At 64.6% G+C, this 16,256-nt stretch carries 14 protein-coding genes; 4 read left to right on the top strand and 10 right to left on the bottom strand.

Annotated elements, in window-relative coordinates; genetic code table 11:
- Window positions 1-10: 10 nt before the first annotated feature.
- The 8 genes from ACKWRH_RS09320 to ACKWRH_RS09285 form a co-directional block, all read right to left on the bottom strand.
- Window positions 11-865: a CheR family methyltransferase gene (locus tag ACKWRH_RS09320; RefSeq protein ID WP_445220266.1), complete on the bottom strand. Its 855-nt coding sequence runs from the start codon at window positions 863-865 to the stop codon at window positions 11-13.
- A 138-nt stretch (window positions 866-1,003) separates the two neighbouring features.
- Complete coding sequence (locus tag ACKWRH_RS09315; protein ID WP_445220265.1) at window positions 1,004-2,806, bottom strand: methyl-accepting chemotaxis protein; 1,803 nt, start codon at window positions 2,804-2,806, stop codon at window positions 1,004-1,006.
- Window positions 2,807-2,866: 60 nt separating this feature from the next.
- Window positions 2,867-3,343: a chemotaxis protein CheW gene (locus ACKWRH_RS09310; RefSeq protein WP_445220264.1), complete on the bottom strand. Its 477-nt coding sequence runs from the start codon at window positions 3,341-3,343 to the stop codon at window positions 2,867-2,869.
- 36 nt (window positions 3,344-3,379) lie between these two features.
- Entirely contained in the window at window positions 3,380-5,077 is a 1,698-nt protein-coding gene (locus ACKWRH_RS09305) for a methyl-accepting chemotaxis protein (protein ID WP_445220263.1), read from the bottom strand.
- A 37-nt stretch (window positions 5,078-5,114) separates the two neighbouring features.
- On the bottom strand, window positions 5,115-5,576 hold the full coding sequence (locus ACKWRH_RS09300) for a chemotaxis protein CheW (protein WP_445220262.1): 462 nt from the start codon (window positions 5,574-5,576) through the stop codon (window positions 5,115-5,117).
- Entirely contained in the window at window positions 5,576-7,645 is a 2,070-nt protein-coding gene (locus ACKWRH_RS09295) for a chemotaxis protein CheA (RefSeq protein ID WP_445220261.1), read from the bottom strand. Before ACKWRH_RS09295 ends, ACKWRH_RS09300 begins: the two co-directional genes overlap by 1 nt.
- A complete protein-coding gene (locus ACKWRH_RS09290) occupies window positions 7,642-8,007 on the bottom strand; it encodes a response regulator (RefSeq protein WP_008142319.1) in 366 nt (121 codons plus the stop codon). Before ACKWRH_RS09290 ends, ACKWRH_RS09295 begins: the two co-directional genes overlap by 4 nt.
- Complete coding sequence (locus ACKWRH_RS09285) at window positions 8,007-8,330, bottom strand: STAS domain-containing protein (protein WP_445220260.1); 324 nt, start codon at window positions 8,328-8,330, stop codon at window positions 8,007-8,009. The genes ACKWRH_RS09290 and ACKWRH_RS09285 overlap by 1 nt, the downstream gene beginning before the upstream one ends.
- Before the next feature lie 286 nt (window positions 8,331-8,616).
- Here ACKWRH_RS09285 and ACKWRH_RS09280 point away from each other — a divergent pair, with 286 nt between their 5' ends.
- The 3 genes from ACKWRH_RS09280 to ACKWRH_RS09270 all read left to right on the top strand — a co-directional run bounded on the left by ACKWRH_RS09280 (window position 8,617) and on the right by ACKWRH_RS09270 (window position 12,785).
- Complete coding sequence (locus ACKWRH_RS09280; protein WP_445220259.1) at window positions 8,617-9,756, top strand: response regulator; 1,140 nt, start codon at window positions 8,617-8,619, stop codon at window positions 9,754-9,756.
- A 188-nt stretch (window positions 9,757-9,944) separates the two neighbouring features.
- Window positions 9,945-10,616: a hypothetical protein gene (locus ACKWRH_RS09275; protein WP_445220258.1), complete on the top strand. Its 672-nt coding sequence runs from the start codon at window positions 9,945-9,947 to the stop codon at window positions 10,614-10,616.
- An 18-nt stretch (window positions 10,617-10,634) separates the two neighbouring features.
- Window positions 10,635-12,785, top strand: a complete 2,151-nt coding sequence (locus tag ACKWRH_RS09270) for a CHASE2 domain-containing protein (protein WP_445220257.1) — start codon at window positions 10,635-10,637, stop codon at window positions 12,783-12,785.
- Between the two features lie 26 nt (window positions 12,786-12,811).
- Here the strand turns inward: ACKWRH_RS09270 and ACKWRH_RS09265 are convergent, their stop codons facing one another.
- Complete coding sequence (locus tag ACKWRH_RS09265) at window positions 12,812-13,876, bottom strand: SDR family oxidoreductase (protein ID WP_445220256.1); 1,065 nt, start codon at window positions 13,874-13,876, stop codon at window positions 12,812-12,814.
- A 177-nt stretch (window positions 13,877-14,053) separates the two neighbouring features.
- Window positions 14,054-15,226: a 4-hydroxybenzoate 3-monooxygenase gene (gene pobA, locus ACKWRH_RS09260; RefSeq protein ID WP_445220255.1), complete on the bottom strand. Its 1,173-nt coding sequence runs from the start codon at window positions 15,224-15,226 to the stop codon at window positions 14,054-14,056.
- Between the two features lie 51 nt (window positions 15,227-15,277).
- On the opposite strand from pobA, the gene ACKWRH_RS09255 reads away from it, so the two are divergent.
- Window positions 15,278-16,183 carry a helix-turn-helix domain-containing protein gene (locus tag ACKWRH_RS09255; protein WP_445220254.1) on the top strand — a complete coding sequence of 302 codons (906 nt, stop codon included), beginning with the start codon at window positions 15,278-15,280 and terminating at the stop codon, window positions 16,181-16,183.
- Window positions 16,184-16,256: the final 73 nt, after the last annotated feature.

Here is a 16,256-nt window from a genome sequence, read left to right as displayed (position 1 = left end):
TGCGCTCCGGCTAGACCTTGAAAATGGTTGGCTGAACTTGCTTCAGACCCGGCACTGCACTGTGAATCATCGATTCCGAATGACCGACCAGAAGATAACCGCCGGGCCGCAAATGGCTGCACAATTGCTCGATCACCTTGCGCTGGGTCTCGCGCTCGAAATAGATCAGGACGTTGCGGCAGAAGATGATGTCGACGTCGCGATCGACGGGGTAGGACTTATCCATGAGGTTCATCCTCATGAAATGCGTCATGCGCCGCAATTCCGGCACCACCCGGACCTCGCCGCGCGACTTGTCGCGTGACGACAGGAAATATCGCTTCAGGAAGGGCTCCGGCACCGGGGCGAGCACGTCGCGGGTGTAGATCGCGGCCTTGGCAAGGCGCAGCACCGCGGTCGAAATGTCGGTCCCGAGGATGCGGTACTGAAACCGCGAGCCGTTCCGCGTCATGTCGTCCAGCACCATGGCGGTGGTGTAGGCTTCCATGCCGGTGGAGCTCGCCGAACTCCAGATCTTCAAGTTCGCGTTTTTCCGCCCGTGCAACTTGAGCAGGGCCGGGATCGCGACGTCCCTCATAAAGGTGAAGTGCTGGGGCTCCCGGAAGAAGTCGGTCTTGTTGGTCGTCACCACATCGATGAGATGGGTCAGCTCGGTGTCGAAATGATCGGCCTCGAACAGGTTGTCGACATACTCGTTGAGGTCAGAGAAGTTCAGCGCGCGCAAGCGCTTGTGCAGCCGCCCCTCCAGCATCAACCGCTTGCCCTGCGGCAGCTTGATGCCGACCTGGCCCTCGATCAGTTCGGCGATGGTCCGGAAGTGGCGGTCGGACAGATGGACGACCGTATCCTGCACGGCGGGCATCATGGCTGAATGCCCCGATCCGCGATGGCTGCCTGCACTGAATGTCGGGCCGAACGGGCCATCTTGAATCCCACGCGTTTACACGATCACTGACAGCGGATCGGCCCACCGGTGAAGGATGGGCCGACCTCTTGACGGCTCTCAGCGCTGGAAATCGGCGTCCCGATCGTCCTCGCCGTCGTTCATGTCGAAGGCGAAGCCGCCGCCACCGGCAGCCTTCACCGCGCGTGCCGGCCTCGCCTGCGGCTTCTTGGCCGGACGCTCGACGGCCGCCATTGTCGCCGCCTTGGCGCGGAGCTGATTCACCGCCCGGTCGATCGGCGCGGCGGCCTGGCTGCGTCCCTGCTCGATGCGGAAATAGGCGATCGTCGACTGAAGCTGCTCGGCCTGCGAGGCGAGCTCCTCCGAGGTCGAGGAGACCTGTTCGGACGCGCTGGCGTTCTGCTGGCCGACCTTGTCGAGCTGCTGGATCGCCTGGTTGATCTGGGCCGAGCCGACGTCCTGCTCGCGGCAGGCGGCGGTAATTTCCTCGACGAGCTCTGCCGTCCTCTTGATATCAGGGACGAGCTTGGAGAGCATATTGCCGGCCTCCTGCGCGACCTTGACGGTTTCAGTCGAGAGCGTACCGATCTCGGCGGCGGCCGCCTGGCTGCGTTCGGCGAGCTTGCGCACTTCGGACGCAACCACGGCAAAGCCCTTGCCGTGCTCTCCGGCGCGCGCGGCCTCGACCGCGGCGTTGAGCGCGAGCAGGTCGGTCTGGCGCGCGATCTCCTGCACGATCGTGATCTTCTCGGCGATGGTCTGCATCGCGTTGACGGCGCGGCCGACCGCGGCGCCGCTGGCCTCGGCGTCCTTGGCGGACTGCGCGGCGATCTTCTCGGTCTGGTTGGCGTTGTCGGCGTTCTGCTTCACGTTCGAGGCCATCTCTTCCATCGAAGACGAAGCTTCCTCGGCGGACGAGGCCTGCTCGGTCGCGCCCTGCGACAGCTGCTCGGCGCTGGCGGAGAGCTCCTGGCTGCCGGCGGAGACGTTCTGCGCCGCGGTCAGGGCTTCCGACACGATCTGGCGGAGCTTCTCCACCATGCGCTCGAGCGCGAGGCCGAGCGTATCCTTGTCCGACAGCGGTTTGGCCTCGACCATGAGATCGCCCTGCGCGATCTGGTTGGCGAGCGCCGCCGTCGCGTTGAGGTTGACCGTCATCGCGTTCAGCGACTTGATGAGATCTCCGATCTCGTCATTGCTGGAGGACTCGATCTTGTGGCTGAGATCGCCGATCGCCACCGCATCAGCGAGGCCCACCGCCTGCGCCAGCGCACGGCTGATGTTCAGCGCGATCCAGGTCGCCGCGACCGCGGCGATCAAGAGCGAGGCAATGACCAGGCTCATCAGCAGCATCTCGGCGCGCGCACCGTCCTGCTTGGACTGCTCGGCCTGTTCAGCCATGTTCTTCTTGACGTTCTTGATGTAACCGTCGGCCGCTTCGATCGCGTCCGCAACGACCTTGCGGCCGTCATGCATGGAGCGGTCCAGGGCCTTCGGCTTGTCGGTCTTCGCGAGCCGGACCGTCTCGTCCTGATAGGCGTTGAGCTTGGCGAAAGCGACGTTGAAATTCTCCATCAGCTTCTTGCCGCTTTCGCTGGCAGCCGCGTAGATCTCGTCCTTCGACTTGGTGATCGCGTCGCGGTTCTTGATGAGGTCGGCCTGGAACTGCTCGTGTTCTGCATCGGACGCTGCGAGTATCGAGTTCTTCTCCGCGCGCACGAGGAACAGGATGCCTTCCTTCAGCTCCGCGGCCTTTTCCATCCGGCCCGCACGGCTGACCAGAAGCTCGGTGGTGCCGACCATGTCCGCCAGCTTCATATAGCCGACCGCGCCGGCGATCATGGACAGCAGGATGACGACGCCGAAGGCGCTGGCAAGCTTGGCTTTGACGGTGAATCTCATGTCAGTCTCGTTGGTTCGAATTGGGGTGCTTACGCTTGACCACGCTTCACGCTTGCAAATTCAGGCGGCGCGAGAGGTATCGCGCCCTTCCGGGATCTCGTCGTTCGCCATCAGCTTGGCGAGATCGAAGATGACGACGAATTTCTCGCCCTTGCGGCCGATCCCGGCAGCATAGTCGGATTGCCATTTGCCGCCGACCTCGGGGATGGGCTCGATCGCCTCCTCGTCGATATCGGTGACCTCGAACACGCAATCGGCGACGAAGCCGACGCCGACCAGATGGTCCTTCATCGGCACGTCGAGGATGATGATGCGGGTCGCTTCGGTCGCTTCCACGGCCGGCAGGCCGAGCTTGGTGCGGAGGTCGACGATGGGATACCCGCTGCCGCGCACGTCGATCATGCCGAGCAGGAAATTCGGCGCATGCGGCAGTCGTGAGATCGGCCGCATGTCGAGAATTTCCCGGACGTTGCGGATGCTGATGCCGAACGTCTCGCCGGCGAGCCCGAGCGTCAGATATTGCGAGGTTGCGGCCATGGTACGGTCCAGAGTCAGATTGATTTCAAGTTGCGGTCAGCGCTGAAACTCGGCGTCGCGGTCGTCTTCGCCGTCATGCATGTCGAAGGCGAAGCCGCCGCCATTGGCGACCTTCATCGCGCGCGCCGGCTTGCGGGCGGGCGCGGGCTTCTTGACGCCGCGGTCCGCTGCCGCCATGTGCGCGGCCTTGGCGCGGAGCTGGGTGACCGCACGGTCGATCGGCGCGGGCGCGGCAGCCTCGCCGCGGCCGGCATGCTCGATGCGGAAGAACGAGATCGTCGACTGAAGCTGCTCGGCCTGCGAGGCGAGCTCCTCTGAGGTCGAGGAGACCTGTTCGGAAGCGCTGGCGTTCTGCTGGCCGACCTTGTCGAGCTGCTGGATCGCCTGGTTGATCTGGGCCGAGCCGACGTCCTGCTCGCGGCAGGCCGCCGTGATCTCCTGGACCAGCTCGGCGGTCTTCTTGATGTCGGGGACGAGCTTCGACAGCATGTCGCCGGCTTCCCGCGCGACCTTCACGGTTTCCGTCGACAGCGTGCCGATGTCGGCCGCCGCCGCCTGGCTGCGTTCGGCGAGCTTGCGGACTTCGGACGCGACCACCGCAAAGCCCTTGCCGTGCTCACCGGCGCGCGCGGCCTCGACCGCGGCGTTGAGGGCAAGCAGGTCGGTCTGGCGCGCGATCTCCTGCACGATCGTGATCTTCTCGGCGATGGTCTGCATTGCATTGACGGCACGCCCCACTGCGACGCCGCTGGCTTCCGCGTCCTTGGCCGACTGCGCCGCGATCTTCTCGGTCTGGTTGGCGTTGTCGGCATTCTGCTTCACGTTCGAGGCCATCTCTTCCATCGAGGACGAGGCTTCCTCGGCGGACGAGGCCTGCTCGGTCGCGCCCTGCGACAGCTGCTCGGCGCTGGCGGAGAGCTCCTGGCTGCCGGCGGAGACGTTCTGCGCCGCGGTGAGCGCTTCGGCGACGATCTGCTTGAGCTTCTCGACCATGGAGTTCAGCGAGGTAACGAGATCGCCGATCTCGTCGTTGCTTGTGACCTTGATCGACTGGCTGAGATCGCCATCGGCAACCGCGCCGGCGAGCCCGACGGCGCGGCCGAGACCGCGGGAGATGCTCAAGGAAATCCAGATCGCGGCGATCAGGCCGATGACAAGCGAAGCCAGCACGGCCGAGATCAGCAGGAGCTGGGCCCGGTTGCCGTCCTCGTGAGCCTGGGCCGCCTGAGCGGCCATGTTCTTCTTGACGTTGGTGACGTAGACGTTGGCGGCTTCCATGGCCTCGGCGACCGCCTTGCGGACCTCGGTCATGGAGCGTTCGGCGGCTTTCGCCTTGTCGGTCCGGACGGTCTTGAGGGCGTCGTCCTGAACGGCGTTCATCCGCGCATAGGCGACGCCGAAATTCTCCACGAGTTTCTTGCCTTCGGGGGAAGCCGCGGCCTGGATCTCTTCCTTCAACTTCGAGAGGGTCTCGCGCTGCTTGGCGATTTCGGCGATGAAACGATCCGCCTCGCCTTCAGGCGCGAGAATGAGGTTCTTCTCGGCGCGAACCTGAAGCAGGATACCCTTCTCGATCTCCGCCGCACGGTCCATTCGGTTGGCACGCGACACCAGACTGTCGGCGGTGTCGATCATCTCGCTCAGTTTCACATAAGCGAGGCCGCCCGCCGCCATCGACAGCAACAGGACCACACCGAACGCGATGGCAAGCTTTGCCTTGACCGTGAATCTCATTTCCAGCCCCTACCCCAGTCTCGCCCGAGACCTCATTTCAATTCAGGATGCGTTCCATGTTGGGAACGATGACAAACTCTTCTCGCCACTTGGCGATGAAACGGATGAATTCCGGCTTCCAGTGCATGCCGACGCGCGGCGTCTGCTGCACGTCGGTCTGCGATATCTCCGTGACCTCGTAGACCTTGTCGGCGGTGACGCCGACCAGCACCGGCTCGCCGTCCAGTTCGATCTCGATGACGACGATGCGCGTGTCGGCGGAGTCGTCGAGCTGCGGCATGCCGAAGCGGATGCGCAGGTCAGCGAGCGGAATGACGTTGCCGCGCACGTTGATGACGCTCGGAACGAAGGCCCGCGCACCCGCCACCTTGGTCACCGGCACGGGATCGATGATCTCGCGCACGAGGCCGGCATCGAGCGCGAACTTCTCCTCGCCGAGGCCGATCATCACGACCTGCATCGCGTCGACCCGATGTTCGCCCGTATGCGCCTCGTTCATCACGCCGCCTCGCTGATGTGCTGCTTCTCGACCTTCGACTGCGCCATCGCGACGAGCTGAGCGACATCGAGGATCAGCGCCGCCGTACCGTCGCCCAGAATGGTCGCGCCCGAGAAGATCGTGACGTCGGAGTGCAGCTTGGAGAGCGACTTGATCACTGTCTGGTGGTTGCCGATAATCTGGTCGGCGACCAGGCCGACGCGGGTTTCGCCGGTCGAGATGATGATCGTCTTCTGGTGCCGGTCAGGCGCGCCCGATGCGGTCATGATCTCGCGCAAGCGCAGGAACGGCACGAGGTTGCCGCGCACGTTGAGGAAGTTGCGGCCGCGGGAGCGCTCGTCCTCGGCCGTCAGCTCGACGCATTCCTCCACCGCCGACAGCGGAATGATGTAGCGGCCTTCGCCGACACGGATCAAAAGACCCTCGATGATCGCAAGCGTCAGCGGCAGACGCAGCGTCACCGTGGTGCCCTGGCCCGGCCGGGTCGACAGGTCGATCGTGCCGCGCATGTTCTCGATGGTGCGCTTGACTACGTCCATGCCGACGCCGCGGCCCGACAGCGCCGAGATGGTCTGCGCGGTCGAGAAGCCCGGGTGGAACAGGAACTGGTGGATCTCGTGATCGGTCAGCACGGCGCCGGAGGCGATCAGCCCCTGCTCTTCCGCTTTCGCGCGGATGCGCGCGGTGTTGAGGCCGCCGCCATTGTCCTTCACGGTGACGAGTACCTGCGCACCGGAGTGAACGGCCGCGAGCTCGATCCGGCCCTGCTCCGTCTTGCCGTTGGCGGAGCGGGTCGCGGTGTCCTCGATCCCATGGTCGATGGCGTTGCGGATCAGGTGAACCAGCGGATCGGCCAGGCACTCGATCATGGTCTTGTCGAGCTCGGTGTCCTCGCCCGTGGTGACGAATTCGACCGGCTTCGACAGGTCGCGCGACAAATCGTGCACCAGGCGGCGGAAGCGGCCGAACAGCGAGCCGATCGGTACCATGCGCGCGCCCATCGTGGTGTCGCGCAAGGAGGAGGCGAGGCGCTCGATTTCCTCGGCGATCATCTTGATCGAGAGATCCGAGCCGGACGAGGCGAGCTGCGTCAGCCGCGCCTGGGCGATGACGAGCTCGCCGACCCGGTCCATCAACTCGTCGAGACGCTCGGCCTGGACGCGGACGGTGGCGATGCCGCGATCGTCACGCTTGGCCTCGGGTTTCGGTTCAGACTTCGATTCAGGCTTGGCTTCCGGCTTCGGCTCTGCCTTGACGACGGGCGCGGCAGCAACCTCGACCGGCGCAACCACCTCGGCCACGGGAGCCGGCTCCTCGTCGAGCAGCTGGAACAGCGGCAGCGGCGCGGGCGCTTCGACCTGCTCAAGCGGCGAGAGCGTCAGCTTCATCTCGTCCTGGACGAACATGAAGACGTCGTCGATCGCGTCCTTGTCGCAGGCGGCGTGCAGCTTGACGTCCCACTTCAGATAGCAGTCTTCCGGCTCCATCTCGTCGAGGAACGGGATGCCGTCGGTCACGGGCACGACGAAGCACGGGCCGAGCTTGCAAAGGTCTTCCAGCAGATCGAGCGGGTTCGAGCCGTTGCGCAGGATGTGGGATTCAAATTCCAGATACAGGTGCCAGCCGGCCTGCTTGCTCTCGCCGGGGGCCAGCGGCGGCGCTTCGGCGATTTCGGCGACGAGAGCGGCTGGCTGGTCGGAAAACACGAAGCGCTTGAGGTCGTCGAGGATGGCCTCGCCGATGATGTCGTCGGTCGACTGCGGATCCTCGATCAGCGCGCGGATATAGTCCTTGGCTGCAAGCGCGACCGAGATCAGCTCCTGCGTCGGCTTGATCTCGCCCTTGCGGACGCGGTCGAACGCGGTCTCGAATTCGTGGGTGAAGGAGGCGACCTTGTCGAAGCCGAACATGGCGCCCGAGCCCTTGATCGTATGCAGGGCGCGGAAGGCGGAATCGACCAGCTCGCGGTCGTCGGGACGCTGGCCGAGATCGAGCAGGGCTCCTTCCAGGACCTCGAACAGCTCGCTGGCTTCCTGGCGAAAGACCTCGGTCGGGTCCATCGCACTCATGCACGCACCAGCTTGCCGACGACGGCGAGCAACTGTTCGGGCTTGAACGGCTTGGTGATCCAGCCGGTGGCGCCGGCGCTCTTGGCTTCCTGCTTCACCGTGTCGTTGGATTCGGTGGTCAGGAACACGATGGGCATGCCGACCGCGCTCGGCAGCTTGCGCAGCGCCCGGATCAGCTCCAGCCCGTTCATGACGGGCATGTTGAGGTCGGTGATGACGAGGTCGAGCTTGCCGGCCTGCGCCTTGGCGAGCCCTTGCGCGCCGTCGCCGGCCTCGATCACGTTGTGACCGGCCGGCTCGAGCACGACCTTGATCATCTGACGGATGCTGGGGGAATCGTCGACCGTGAGAATCGTGGCCATCAGGTGCCATCTTTCTTTTGCGGGAAGTGCTGATCGATCATCGCATCACTGGCGAAGCCGGCGCGGCGAAGGGTGTTGCGCAGAGACTGGGAGAATGATGTGAGCACCACCGGGCGGCCCTGGGCCTCGCCCGTCTTGGCGGTCGACAGCAGAAGCTGGATCGAGGTTACGTCGGCCTTGTCGACGCTCGAACAATCGATCTCGAGCCGGTCCTGCCGGCCGAAAGCTTCGCGGATCAGGTCATAGACACTGCGGATCGCAGCGATGCTGCAATCTGCAGGCAGCCGTAGGGACCACTTCGGCTCACTGACATCAGACGGCATTCGTCCCCCAGATTTCCTCGGGATTCGCTGCACGCATGACGCGAATCTCGCGCGACGACTATTCGCTTGGGAGAGTGTGCAAACCCCTAATGGGCATCACCGTACAACTACGGGTCACAAACCGAAGAACTTCGCGTATGCATGCAGACGTGCATGGTTCGCTCAATTCTCATGCGTCGTGCGCAGTCTTGAGTCAGTTCGCCGCAGCCCGGGCGTTTGCTCCGCGTTAAATCGCAAAGACTATTCGTGAAGGTCACGCCTCGCATCCGAACGAGACCGGCCGCCGATGCTGACCCAAGCGCTTCTCGTTGACGACAGCCGCTCTGTCCTCAATTTCCTGAAACGTCATATCGAAGCCGAAGGCCTGGTCGAGGCCACGACTTTCCTCGATCCCGTCGAGGCGCTGGCTTGCGCACGCGAGCGTGTCTTCGACCTCGTGCTGGTCGATTACGAGATGCCGCATATGGACGGCATCAGCTTCATCCGCGCCTTCCGCACCCTGCCCGGCTGCGCCGACATCCCGATCGCGATGATCACGTCGCGACAGACCGATGACGTCAAGATGGAAGCGCTGCAGGTTGGTGCAACCGATTTCTTACCGAAACAGCCACAGAGCGTCGAGATGACGGTGCGCCTGCGCAATTTGGTGCGCCTTGGTGCAGCCGTGCGCAAGCAGAACGACCGTGCCGCCGATCTGGCGAGCGCGGTCGCGGCCGCGACCCAGAAGCTCGGCGAGCGCGAGGAGGAGATCATCCTGCGGCTCGCGCTCGCGGTCGAATACCGCGACAACGATACCGGCGAGCACACGCTGCGGGTCGCCCGCTACAGCCGCATCATCGCCGAGCAGCTCGGTCTGCCGCCCCGGCTCTGCCGCGACATCTATCTGGCCGCGCCCCTGCACGACGTCGGCAAGGTCGCCATCCCCGACCACATCCTCCTCAAGCCCGGCAGGCTCACCGACGATGAGATGGCGGTGATCCGCACCCATGCGACGATCGGCGAAAAGATCCTGGCGGACTCCAGCTGCGAGCTGATCCAGCTCGGTGCGCAAATTGCCGCAGGACATCACGAGCGCTGGGACGGCGCGGGCTATCCGAACGGCCTTCGGGAAGACGAGATCCCGGTCGCCGCGCGCGTCGTCGCGGTCGCCGACGTCTTCGATGCCCTGACGACGCGCCGGCCATATAAGGAGCCGATGCCGCTCGACGTGGCGCGCAACTATCTGGTCGAGCACCAGGGCCGGCAGTTCGACCCGGCCTGCGTCGAGGCCTTCCTGTCGCGCTGGGACGCGGTCGTGGAAATCGCCGCCGGTCAACAGGCGACGCCGTATCAGAAGACCGAAGCGCCTCTCGCGCCTATTATAGAGAGTGCGGCAGAGAGCCGTGCCGTCGAGGACCGGTTGCCTGAGCCCGTCCCGGCTGCCTGACGTTAGCCATCCGGCCAACAGCTTGCCGCCGCTCCGTTTTCTCCGGTCGCCGGGTTGAACCTGTTCCTGCTAGAGTGCCACAAATAATAAAGAGTGATTCCGGTCACACTTGCCTGGGCGTTCCGCTGCTAAGCATCGAACCAGGACGGGGACCGGCGATTTATCGGTCGAATTGGATGAGAATTCCCATGAGAAGCCTGATCGGCGCTGGTGTCGGCGCGTTCTGTCTTGCGGCCCCCGCTTTGGCGGAGACCCCGGCCGCGATCGTCGAAGACGTCCAGGGCAAGGTCGATGGCATCGCGTTCATGGACTATGTGGCGCCCGGCAAGATCATCAAGCTCGGGCCCAAAGCCAGCGTCACGCTCAGCTACCTCAAATCGTGCCAGCGCGAGACCATCAGCGAAGGCGTCGTCCTGGTCGGTGCCGAGCAGAGCACCGTGCAGCTCGGCGAGGTCAAGCGCGAGAAGGTGCCCTGCGATACCAATGCGGCAAAACTGTCCGAGCGCGAGGCGAACCAGAGCGCCGCAACGACCTTCCGCACCATGCGATCGGACGCGAAGGGAGCGCCGCCGGCCAAGCTGCCGACGCTCTATGGCGTCGCCCCGCTGGTACAGGCCAAGAGCGGCAGCACGCTGGTGATCGAACGCACCGACGGCAAGGAGCCCACGATCAGCGTGCCGCTCAAGAGCGAGATCATGGTCGGTGGCAAGTTCTACGACTTTGCCAAGACCGGAAAGACACTGACCCCGGGCGGCAGCTATCTCGCCATCCTCGGCGCCAAGCGCTACGCCTTCCAGGTCGATGCCAGCGCCACGTCATCGCCGACGCCGATCGTCGGCCGCCTGCTGCGGCTCGAATAGGCGGTCTGCGACGGGGCGATGCGGCGGCTCGGGGGACGGGACATCGTTGCGGCGATCCTGATTGCGCTCGTTGCGGGCGCAGTCTTCACGTCCCCGCCGCTTCAGACGCTGCAAGGTCTCTCGCTCGATATCCTCACGGCGCTGCGCTGGAAGCTTGTCGGCGATCGCCGCGATCCCGCCGATTCGCCGGTCGTCGTCGTGGCCATCGACGGCGAGACCTACGACACACCCCCCTTCAAGGGATCGCCGACGCAGACCTGGACACGCGAGATCGGCCGTGTGCTCACTGGCATCACCGACGGTGGCGCCAAGGTGATCGGCTTCGACGTCATCTTCATGAGCTCGATCGAACAGTCGGAGATTCCCTTCGGCGATACGTCGTTCGGCAGCCGCATCAGAGGATTTGACCGGGACTACCTGATCGCGCTGCGGCAGCTCTCCGACAGCGGCAAGCTGGTGCTTGGCGAGATCCTCAGCAACGACCACCCGGAGAGGCCCGACCGCGCGCAGCAGCTGGCGGTGAAGAGCAATATCCGCGCCCTCAACGTCCATATCGATACCGACGACGTGATCCGGCGGATGCCGCTGAGCTTCACGATCGACGGCAAACCGGCCCCCGCGATGGCGGTCGAGCTCGCCGCGCGTGCGCTCGGCGCAAAGCCCGAGACCGGACCAACCGGTGTGACGGAGCTGTCCGGCTACACGATCCCGAGTGCGGTCCCCAACACCTTGACGCTGAACTACCGCGGCATGGGCCGTGACGTCCCGGCCTATTCCTTCGCCGACCTGCGCGCCTGCGTCGAGAAGGGCGACCGCGATTTCTTCCGCCGCGCCTTCGCCGGCAAGGTCGTGTTGCTCGGCACCGTGCTCAATTTCGATGACCGCAAGCTCACCTCGATGCGGCTGTCCGGCGGGTATGACGGATCGCCAGCGCAGCGATGCGCCCTGCCCGTCCCGACGAACACCACGCAGAAGGCCCGGAGCGATATCGCCGGCGTGTTCGTGCATGCCACCGTTGTGCGAAACCTGATCGAGCGCGACGCCGTGACCGAGCTCGGCTTTCCCATGCGGACCGTTCTCACGATCCTGTTCGCGGCGATCATCGCCTGCGCGGCCTCCATGCTCGCGCCCGGCGGCGCGTTGATCGCCTGGCTCGGCCTCACTGCCGTCTACACTGCCGCGGCCGTCACCGCGTTCGTGCACGCGCTGGCGCTGCCGCTGACCGAGCCTGCGCTCGCAAGTCTCGCCGCGCTCGCGATGATGATCGGCTACCGCTTCGTGCTGGCCGATCGCGACGAGCGCTTCCTGCGCCAGAGCTTTGCCTTCTATCTCGCGCCCGAAGTGATCAACACCATGGTTGCCTCCGGCAAGATGCCCGCGCTCGGCGGCGAGATGCGCAACGTCACCATGTTCTTCTCCGACCTCAGCGGCTTCTCCTCGATCGCCGAGACGATGACGCCGGGCGAGCTGGTCACGCTGATGAATGAGTATCTCTCGGCCATGACCGACATCATCGAAAACCATGGCGGCTATGTCGACAAATATATCGGCGATTCCATCGTCGCGATGTTCGGCGCGCCGGCCGACGATCCCGCCCACGCGCGCAACGCGGTTCACGCCGCGCTGAAGTGCCACGATAAGCTCGCGGAATTGAACGCCAGCAATCCCGCCTTCGCAGGCCACGGCCTGTCGCACCGCATCGGGCTCAACAGCGGCGAAGCCGTGGTCGGCAATATCGGCTCGCGCCGCCGCTTCAACTACACCGTGATGAGCGACACCGTGAACGTCGCCTCGCGCCTCGAGGGCGCCAACAAATATTACGGCACCGCCATCATGGCCTCGGAAACGACGATGGCGCAGACCGGCGACACCTTCGCCTGGCGCGAGCTCGATGCGATCAGGGTGCTCGGCCGCGGCGAGGCCATCAAGGTGTTCGAGCCGCTGGCGGACAAGGGCGCGGAGAGCGCGGCGCAGACGAAGGTGGCCACAGCGTATGCGGAGGGGCTGGCGTGCTGGCGGGCAAGGGAGTTTGCGAAGGCGGCCGAGGCGTTCGACGGCGCCGCGAAGATCGACCCGGCGTCGGCGCTGTTCGCCATGCGCGCGAAAGCCCTCGCCGCAAATCCACCATCGCCAGAGTGGACGCCGGTCAATACGCTGGAAGGAAAGTAGCGGTTGTTTACTCTTCGTCGGAAGGCTCAAGGAATGACGTTCGCGGCACGCAACCTGCCGAAGAGATCGAAAAAACTGTCGTCCGTCGCCTGATATTCAAGGAAACCGAGCTTACGGCTCTTGCTCATATCGGTGACGACTTCGATAGGTCGGCCCAAGTCGGCATCGGTGTGCCATGCCGACGAAAGGACGGAGAGGTCTCTTTCGGCGAGATCATACTTGAGCGCGATATCAGCCCATATACGACCTGAATCGGCAAGCTGACGCTCAAGCGGCGAAATTTCCTCTGGAAAGGGGGCAGGCTGCAATCCGAACCAGCCGGCCAGTCGCGCCCACATCCAGCTCCATCGGAAGACATCGCCATTTACGACGTTGAATGCCTGGTTTCGCGCGGCCGTCGTCGTCGCGGCCCATTCGAGGTGCCGCGCCAGCAATCTGGCATCCGTCATATCCGTCAGGCCGGTCCATTGCATCGCCGAGCCTGGAAAGAGAAATGGCCGCCCCGTTTCTCGACAGATCGTCGCGTAGACGGCAAGCGTCGTTCCCATGTTCATGGCGTTGCCTATCGCATAACCGATGATCGTGTGCGGGCGGTGAATGCTCCAGCTGAAACCACCGCGCCTGGCTGCATCGAATAGTTCGTCCTCCTGAGCGTAGTAGAAGTTCTCGACATCGAGCCGCGGTTGCTCCTCGCGGAATGGCGTCGCGGGCAGCCTGCCTTTACCGTAGGACTCGAACGGTCCCAGGTAATGCTTTAGCCCGGTGACCAGCGCGACATGAGAAAGCGTATCTGCGCCGGAAAGTGCCCCCAACACGTTGCGCACCATCGCAGCGTTAACGCGGATATTTTCCGCCTCGGTCGGCTGACGTAGCCATGTGGCGAGAAACACGTGAGTGGGACGAAGGCTCGCCAAGATGTCGCGAAGCAAGGCCGGATCCTGCAGATCGGCCGCGATGGGACGAACACCATCGAGGCCGCTTGGTGGGCGCCTTGCGAGCCCAAGCACCTGCCAGCCGCGATCGCTGAGATGGCGGGCGAGATTGCTGCCGACAATACCGCTGGCGCCCACCACAAGCGCTGTGTTCGTCATCGCTGCGCCCTCCTGTTCACTTGAGGAGGTAGGAACTATCGCACAAGGCAACAGAGCATTTCGGCGTCCGTCACCACTTATTGAAAGGGAACCGGCCTGACGGGCGAACTCGCCTCGTGCCGCGAGGAGAGCTCCCCTTTGGGGCGGCAATCTCAGCTGAGCGATCACAAACCGCCGCTAAAACGGCAGCCCCACATAGTTCTCCGCGAGCAACCGCTGCGCGGTCTCGGACGAGAGCAGGTACTCGAGCTCCGTCTGCTGAAGCCGGTCCTCGTATTCGGAACGGTCGGGAAAGCGATGCAGCAGCATCGTCATCCACCACGAAAAGCGCTGCGCTTTCCATATCCGCGCAAGTGCCTTGGCGGAATAGCCCGCAAGGCCGGAATCGTCGCCGTGCTGATAGTGCGCAAGCATGGCGTGGTAGAGATAGTAGATGTCGGACGCCGCGCTGTTGAGCCCGCGCGCGCCGGTCGGCGGCACGATGTGGGCGGCATCGCCGGCGAGGAACAGGCGGCCGTAGCTCATCGGCTCAGCGACGAAGCTGCGCAAGGGCGCGATGCTCTTCTCGATCGAGGGCCCGGTGATCAGGCGGCCGGCGACCTCGTCCGGCAGGCGGCGCTTCAGCTCAGTCCAGAACGCATCGTCGCTCCAGTCCTCCACCTTGTCGGTCAACGGCACCTGGACGTAGTAGCGGCTCAGCACTTGTGAGCGCAGCGAGCAGAGCGCGAAGCCGCGGTCATGCTTCACATAGATCAGCTCGGGCGACACCGGTTTCGTGCGCGACAGCACGCCGAGCCAGCCGAACGGATAGACCTTCTCGTATTCGCGCAGCACGTCCTTCGGGATGGACCTGCGGCTGACGCCGTGAAAGCCGTCGGCGCCAACGACGTAATCGCAATCGATGCGGACGATCTCGTCGTTCGATCGATAGGTCACGTAGGGCCGGTCCGACGTCAGATCGTGTGGCGTCACGTCCTCGGCGTTGTGCACGACCTTGCCGCCGAGGCGATCGCGCGCCTCGTAGAGGTCGCGGGTCAGCTCGGTCTGGCCGTAGACCAGCACCGAATTGCCGCCGGAATGCTTGTGCAGGTCAATATGGGAGAGCACGCCGTCATGCGCGATCTCGAAACCGTTGTGGATCTCGCCCTCGCGGTCCATCCGCTCGCCGCACTGCGCTTCGCGCATCAACCTGGCGAAGCCGTGCTCGAGCACGCCGGCACGGATGCGAGCGAGCACGTGGTCGCGGCTGTATTTCTCCAGCACGACCGTATCGATGCCCTTCAGGTGCAGAAGCTGGGACAACAGCAGCCCGGACGGCCCACCGCCGATGATGCAGACCTGAACTTTCATTTTTACGTCCTCCCGTCGCTGCGTTTTTTGCAGATGTGGCGCCGCAAACCGATGGAGGGTTTTGTCTTTGTCTTGTACTATTCGAACATGAGAACCGCAGCCTCAGCCCCGGCAATCCGGGTCTACAACCTCTTCGGCGAGTCCGGCGATCTGCCCGACGTCGTGCATTGCGAGACGATCGCGTCGCGCTCGGTGCTGCACGACTGGACGCTGGCCGTGCATCGCCATGCCCGGCTGCACCAGGTGCTGCTGATCGAGCGCGGCGGCGGCGAGGCGACGCTCGACGGGCGCGCGGTGCCGCTCCGGCCGATGCAGGTCGTCAACGTGCCGGTCGGCCATGTCCACGGCTTCCGCTTCGAGCCCGATACCCAGGGCTGGGTGCTGACCATCGCCGCGGAAATTCTGGACGAGGCACTGCTTGCCTCGGAAGGACTGCGCGGCGCCCTGTCGCGATCGGCCGTGGTGCGCGGCACGCCGCAGATCCGCACCACCATGAAGCAGATCTTCGCCGAGCACGCCGCGCGCGATTTCGGCCGCGCGCACGTGCTGCGTGCACTGTCGGCGGCCATGATCGGGCTGGTGGCCCGCGCGCTCACCAGCGAGAGCGGCGGGAACGGTACCGCGGAAAGCGGGCTGTTCCGCCGCTTCGAGGCGCTGCTGGAACAGCATCATCTGGAACGCTGGAGCGTTGCGGACTATGCAGGCGCGCTGTCGATCACGCCGACCCATCTCAACCGGCTGACGCGGGCGGCGACCGGCGACACCGCCTCGCACCTGATCCTCAACCGGCTGATCCGCGAGGCGCGTCGCAACCTCGTCTACACCAATTTGCCGGTCTCGACGATCGCCTACGCGCTCGGCTTCGAGGATCCCGCCTATTTCAGCCGCGTCTATGCCGCGGCCACCGGCCTGTCGCCGCGCGCCTTTCGCGCCCAGCTCCATGGCGGCGAAGCTTGAGGCCATCCCACGTCGAAGAACCGGTCCTTGGGCGCGCACAACAATCGAGACATCGACGTGCGGCGCGCATTTG

The organism is Bradyrhizobium sp. Pa8 (genome assembly GCF_052588265.1).
The sequence above is the reverse complement of the archived record's forward strand: the minus strand, read 5'-3'. Positions and strand labels throughout refer to the sequence as shown.

Excerpts from the sequence above, each read along its gene's own strand:
- ACKWRH_RS09320 (WP_445220266.1), bottom strand. The coding sequence starts at position 865 with ATGATGCCCGCCGTGCAGGATACGGTCGTCCATCTGTCCGACCGCCAC.
- ACKWRH_RS09315 (WP_445220265.1), bottom strand. The coding sequence starts at position 2,806 with ATGAGATTCACCGTCAAAGCCAAGCTTGCCAGCGCCTTCGGCGTCGTC.
- ACKWRH_RS09310 (WP_445220264.1), bottom strand. The coding sequence starts at position 3,343 with ATGGCCGCAACCTCGCAATATCTGACGCTCGGGCTCGCCGGCGAGACG.
- ACKWRH_RS09305 (WP_445220263.1), bottom strand. The coding sequence starts at position 5,077 with ATGAGATTCACGGTCAAGGCAAAGCTTGCCATCGCGTTCGGTGTGGTC.
- ACKWRH_RS09300 (WP_445220262.1), bottom strand. The coding sequence starts at position 5,576 with ATGAACGAGGCGCATACGGGCGAACATCGGGTCGACGCGATGCAGGTC.
- ACKWRH_RS09295 (WP_445220261.1), bottom strand. The coding sequence starts at position 7,645 with ATGAGTGCGATGGACCCGACCGAGGTCTTTCGCCAGGAAGCCAGCGAG.
- ACKWRH_RS09290 (WP_008142319.1), bottom strand. The coding sequence starts at position 8,007 with ATGGCCACGATTCTCACGGTCGACGATTCCCCCAGCATCCGTCAGATG.
- ACKWRH_RS09285 (WP_445220260.1), bottom strand. The coding sequence starts at position 8,330 with ATGCCGTCTGATGTCAGTGAGCCGAAGTGGTCCCTACGGCTGCCTGCA.
- ACKWRH_RS09280 (WP_445220259.1), top strand. The coding sequence starts at position 8,617 with ATGCTGACCCAAGCGCTTCTCGTTGACGACAGCCGCTCTGTCCTCAAT.
- ACKWRH_RS09275 (WP_445220258.1), top strand. The coding sequence starts at position 9,945 with ATGAGAAGCCTGATCGGCGCTGGTGTCGGCGCGTTCTGTCTTGCGGCC.
- ACKWRH_RS09270 (WP_445220257.1), top strand. The coding sequence starts at position 10,635 with ATGCGGCGGCTCGGGGGACGGGACATCGTTGCGGCGATCCTGATTGCG.
- ACKWRH_RS09265 (WP_445220256.1), bottom strand. The coding sequence starts at position 13,876 with ATGACGAACACAGCGCTTGTGGTGGGCGCCAGCGGTATTGTCGGCAGC.
- pobA (WP_445220255.1), bottom strand. The coding sequence starts at position 15,226 with ATGAAAGTTCAGGTCTGCATCATCGGCGGTGGGCCGTCCGGGCTGCTG.
- ACKWRH_RS09255 (WP_445220254.1), top strand. The coding sequence starts at position 15,278 with ATGGAGGGTTTTGTCTTTGTCTTGTACTATTCGAACATGAGAACCGCA.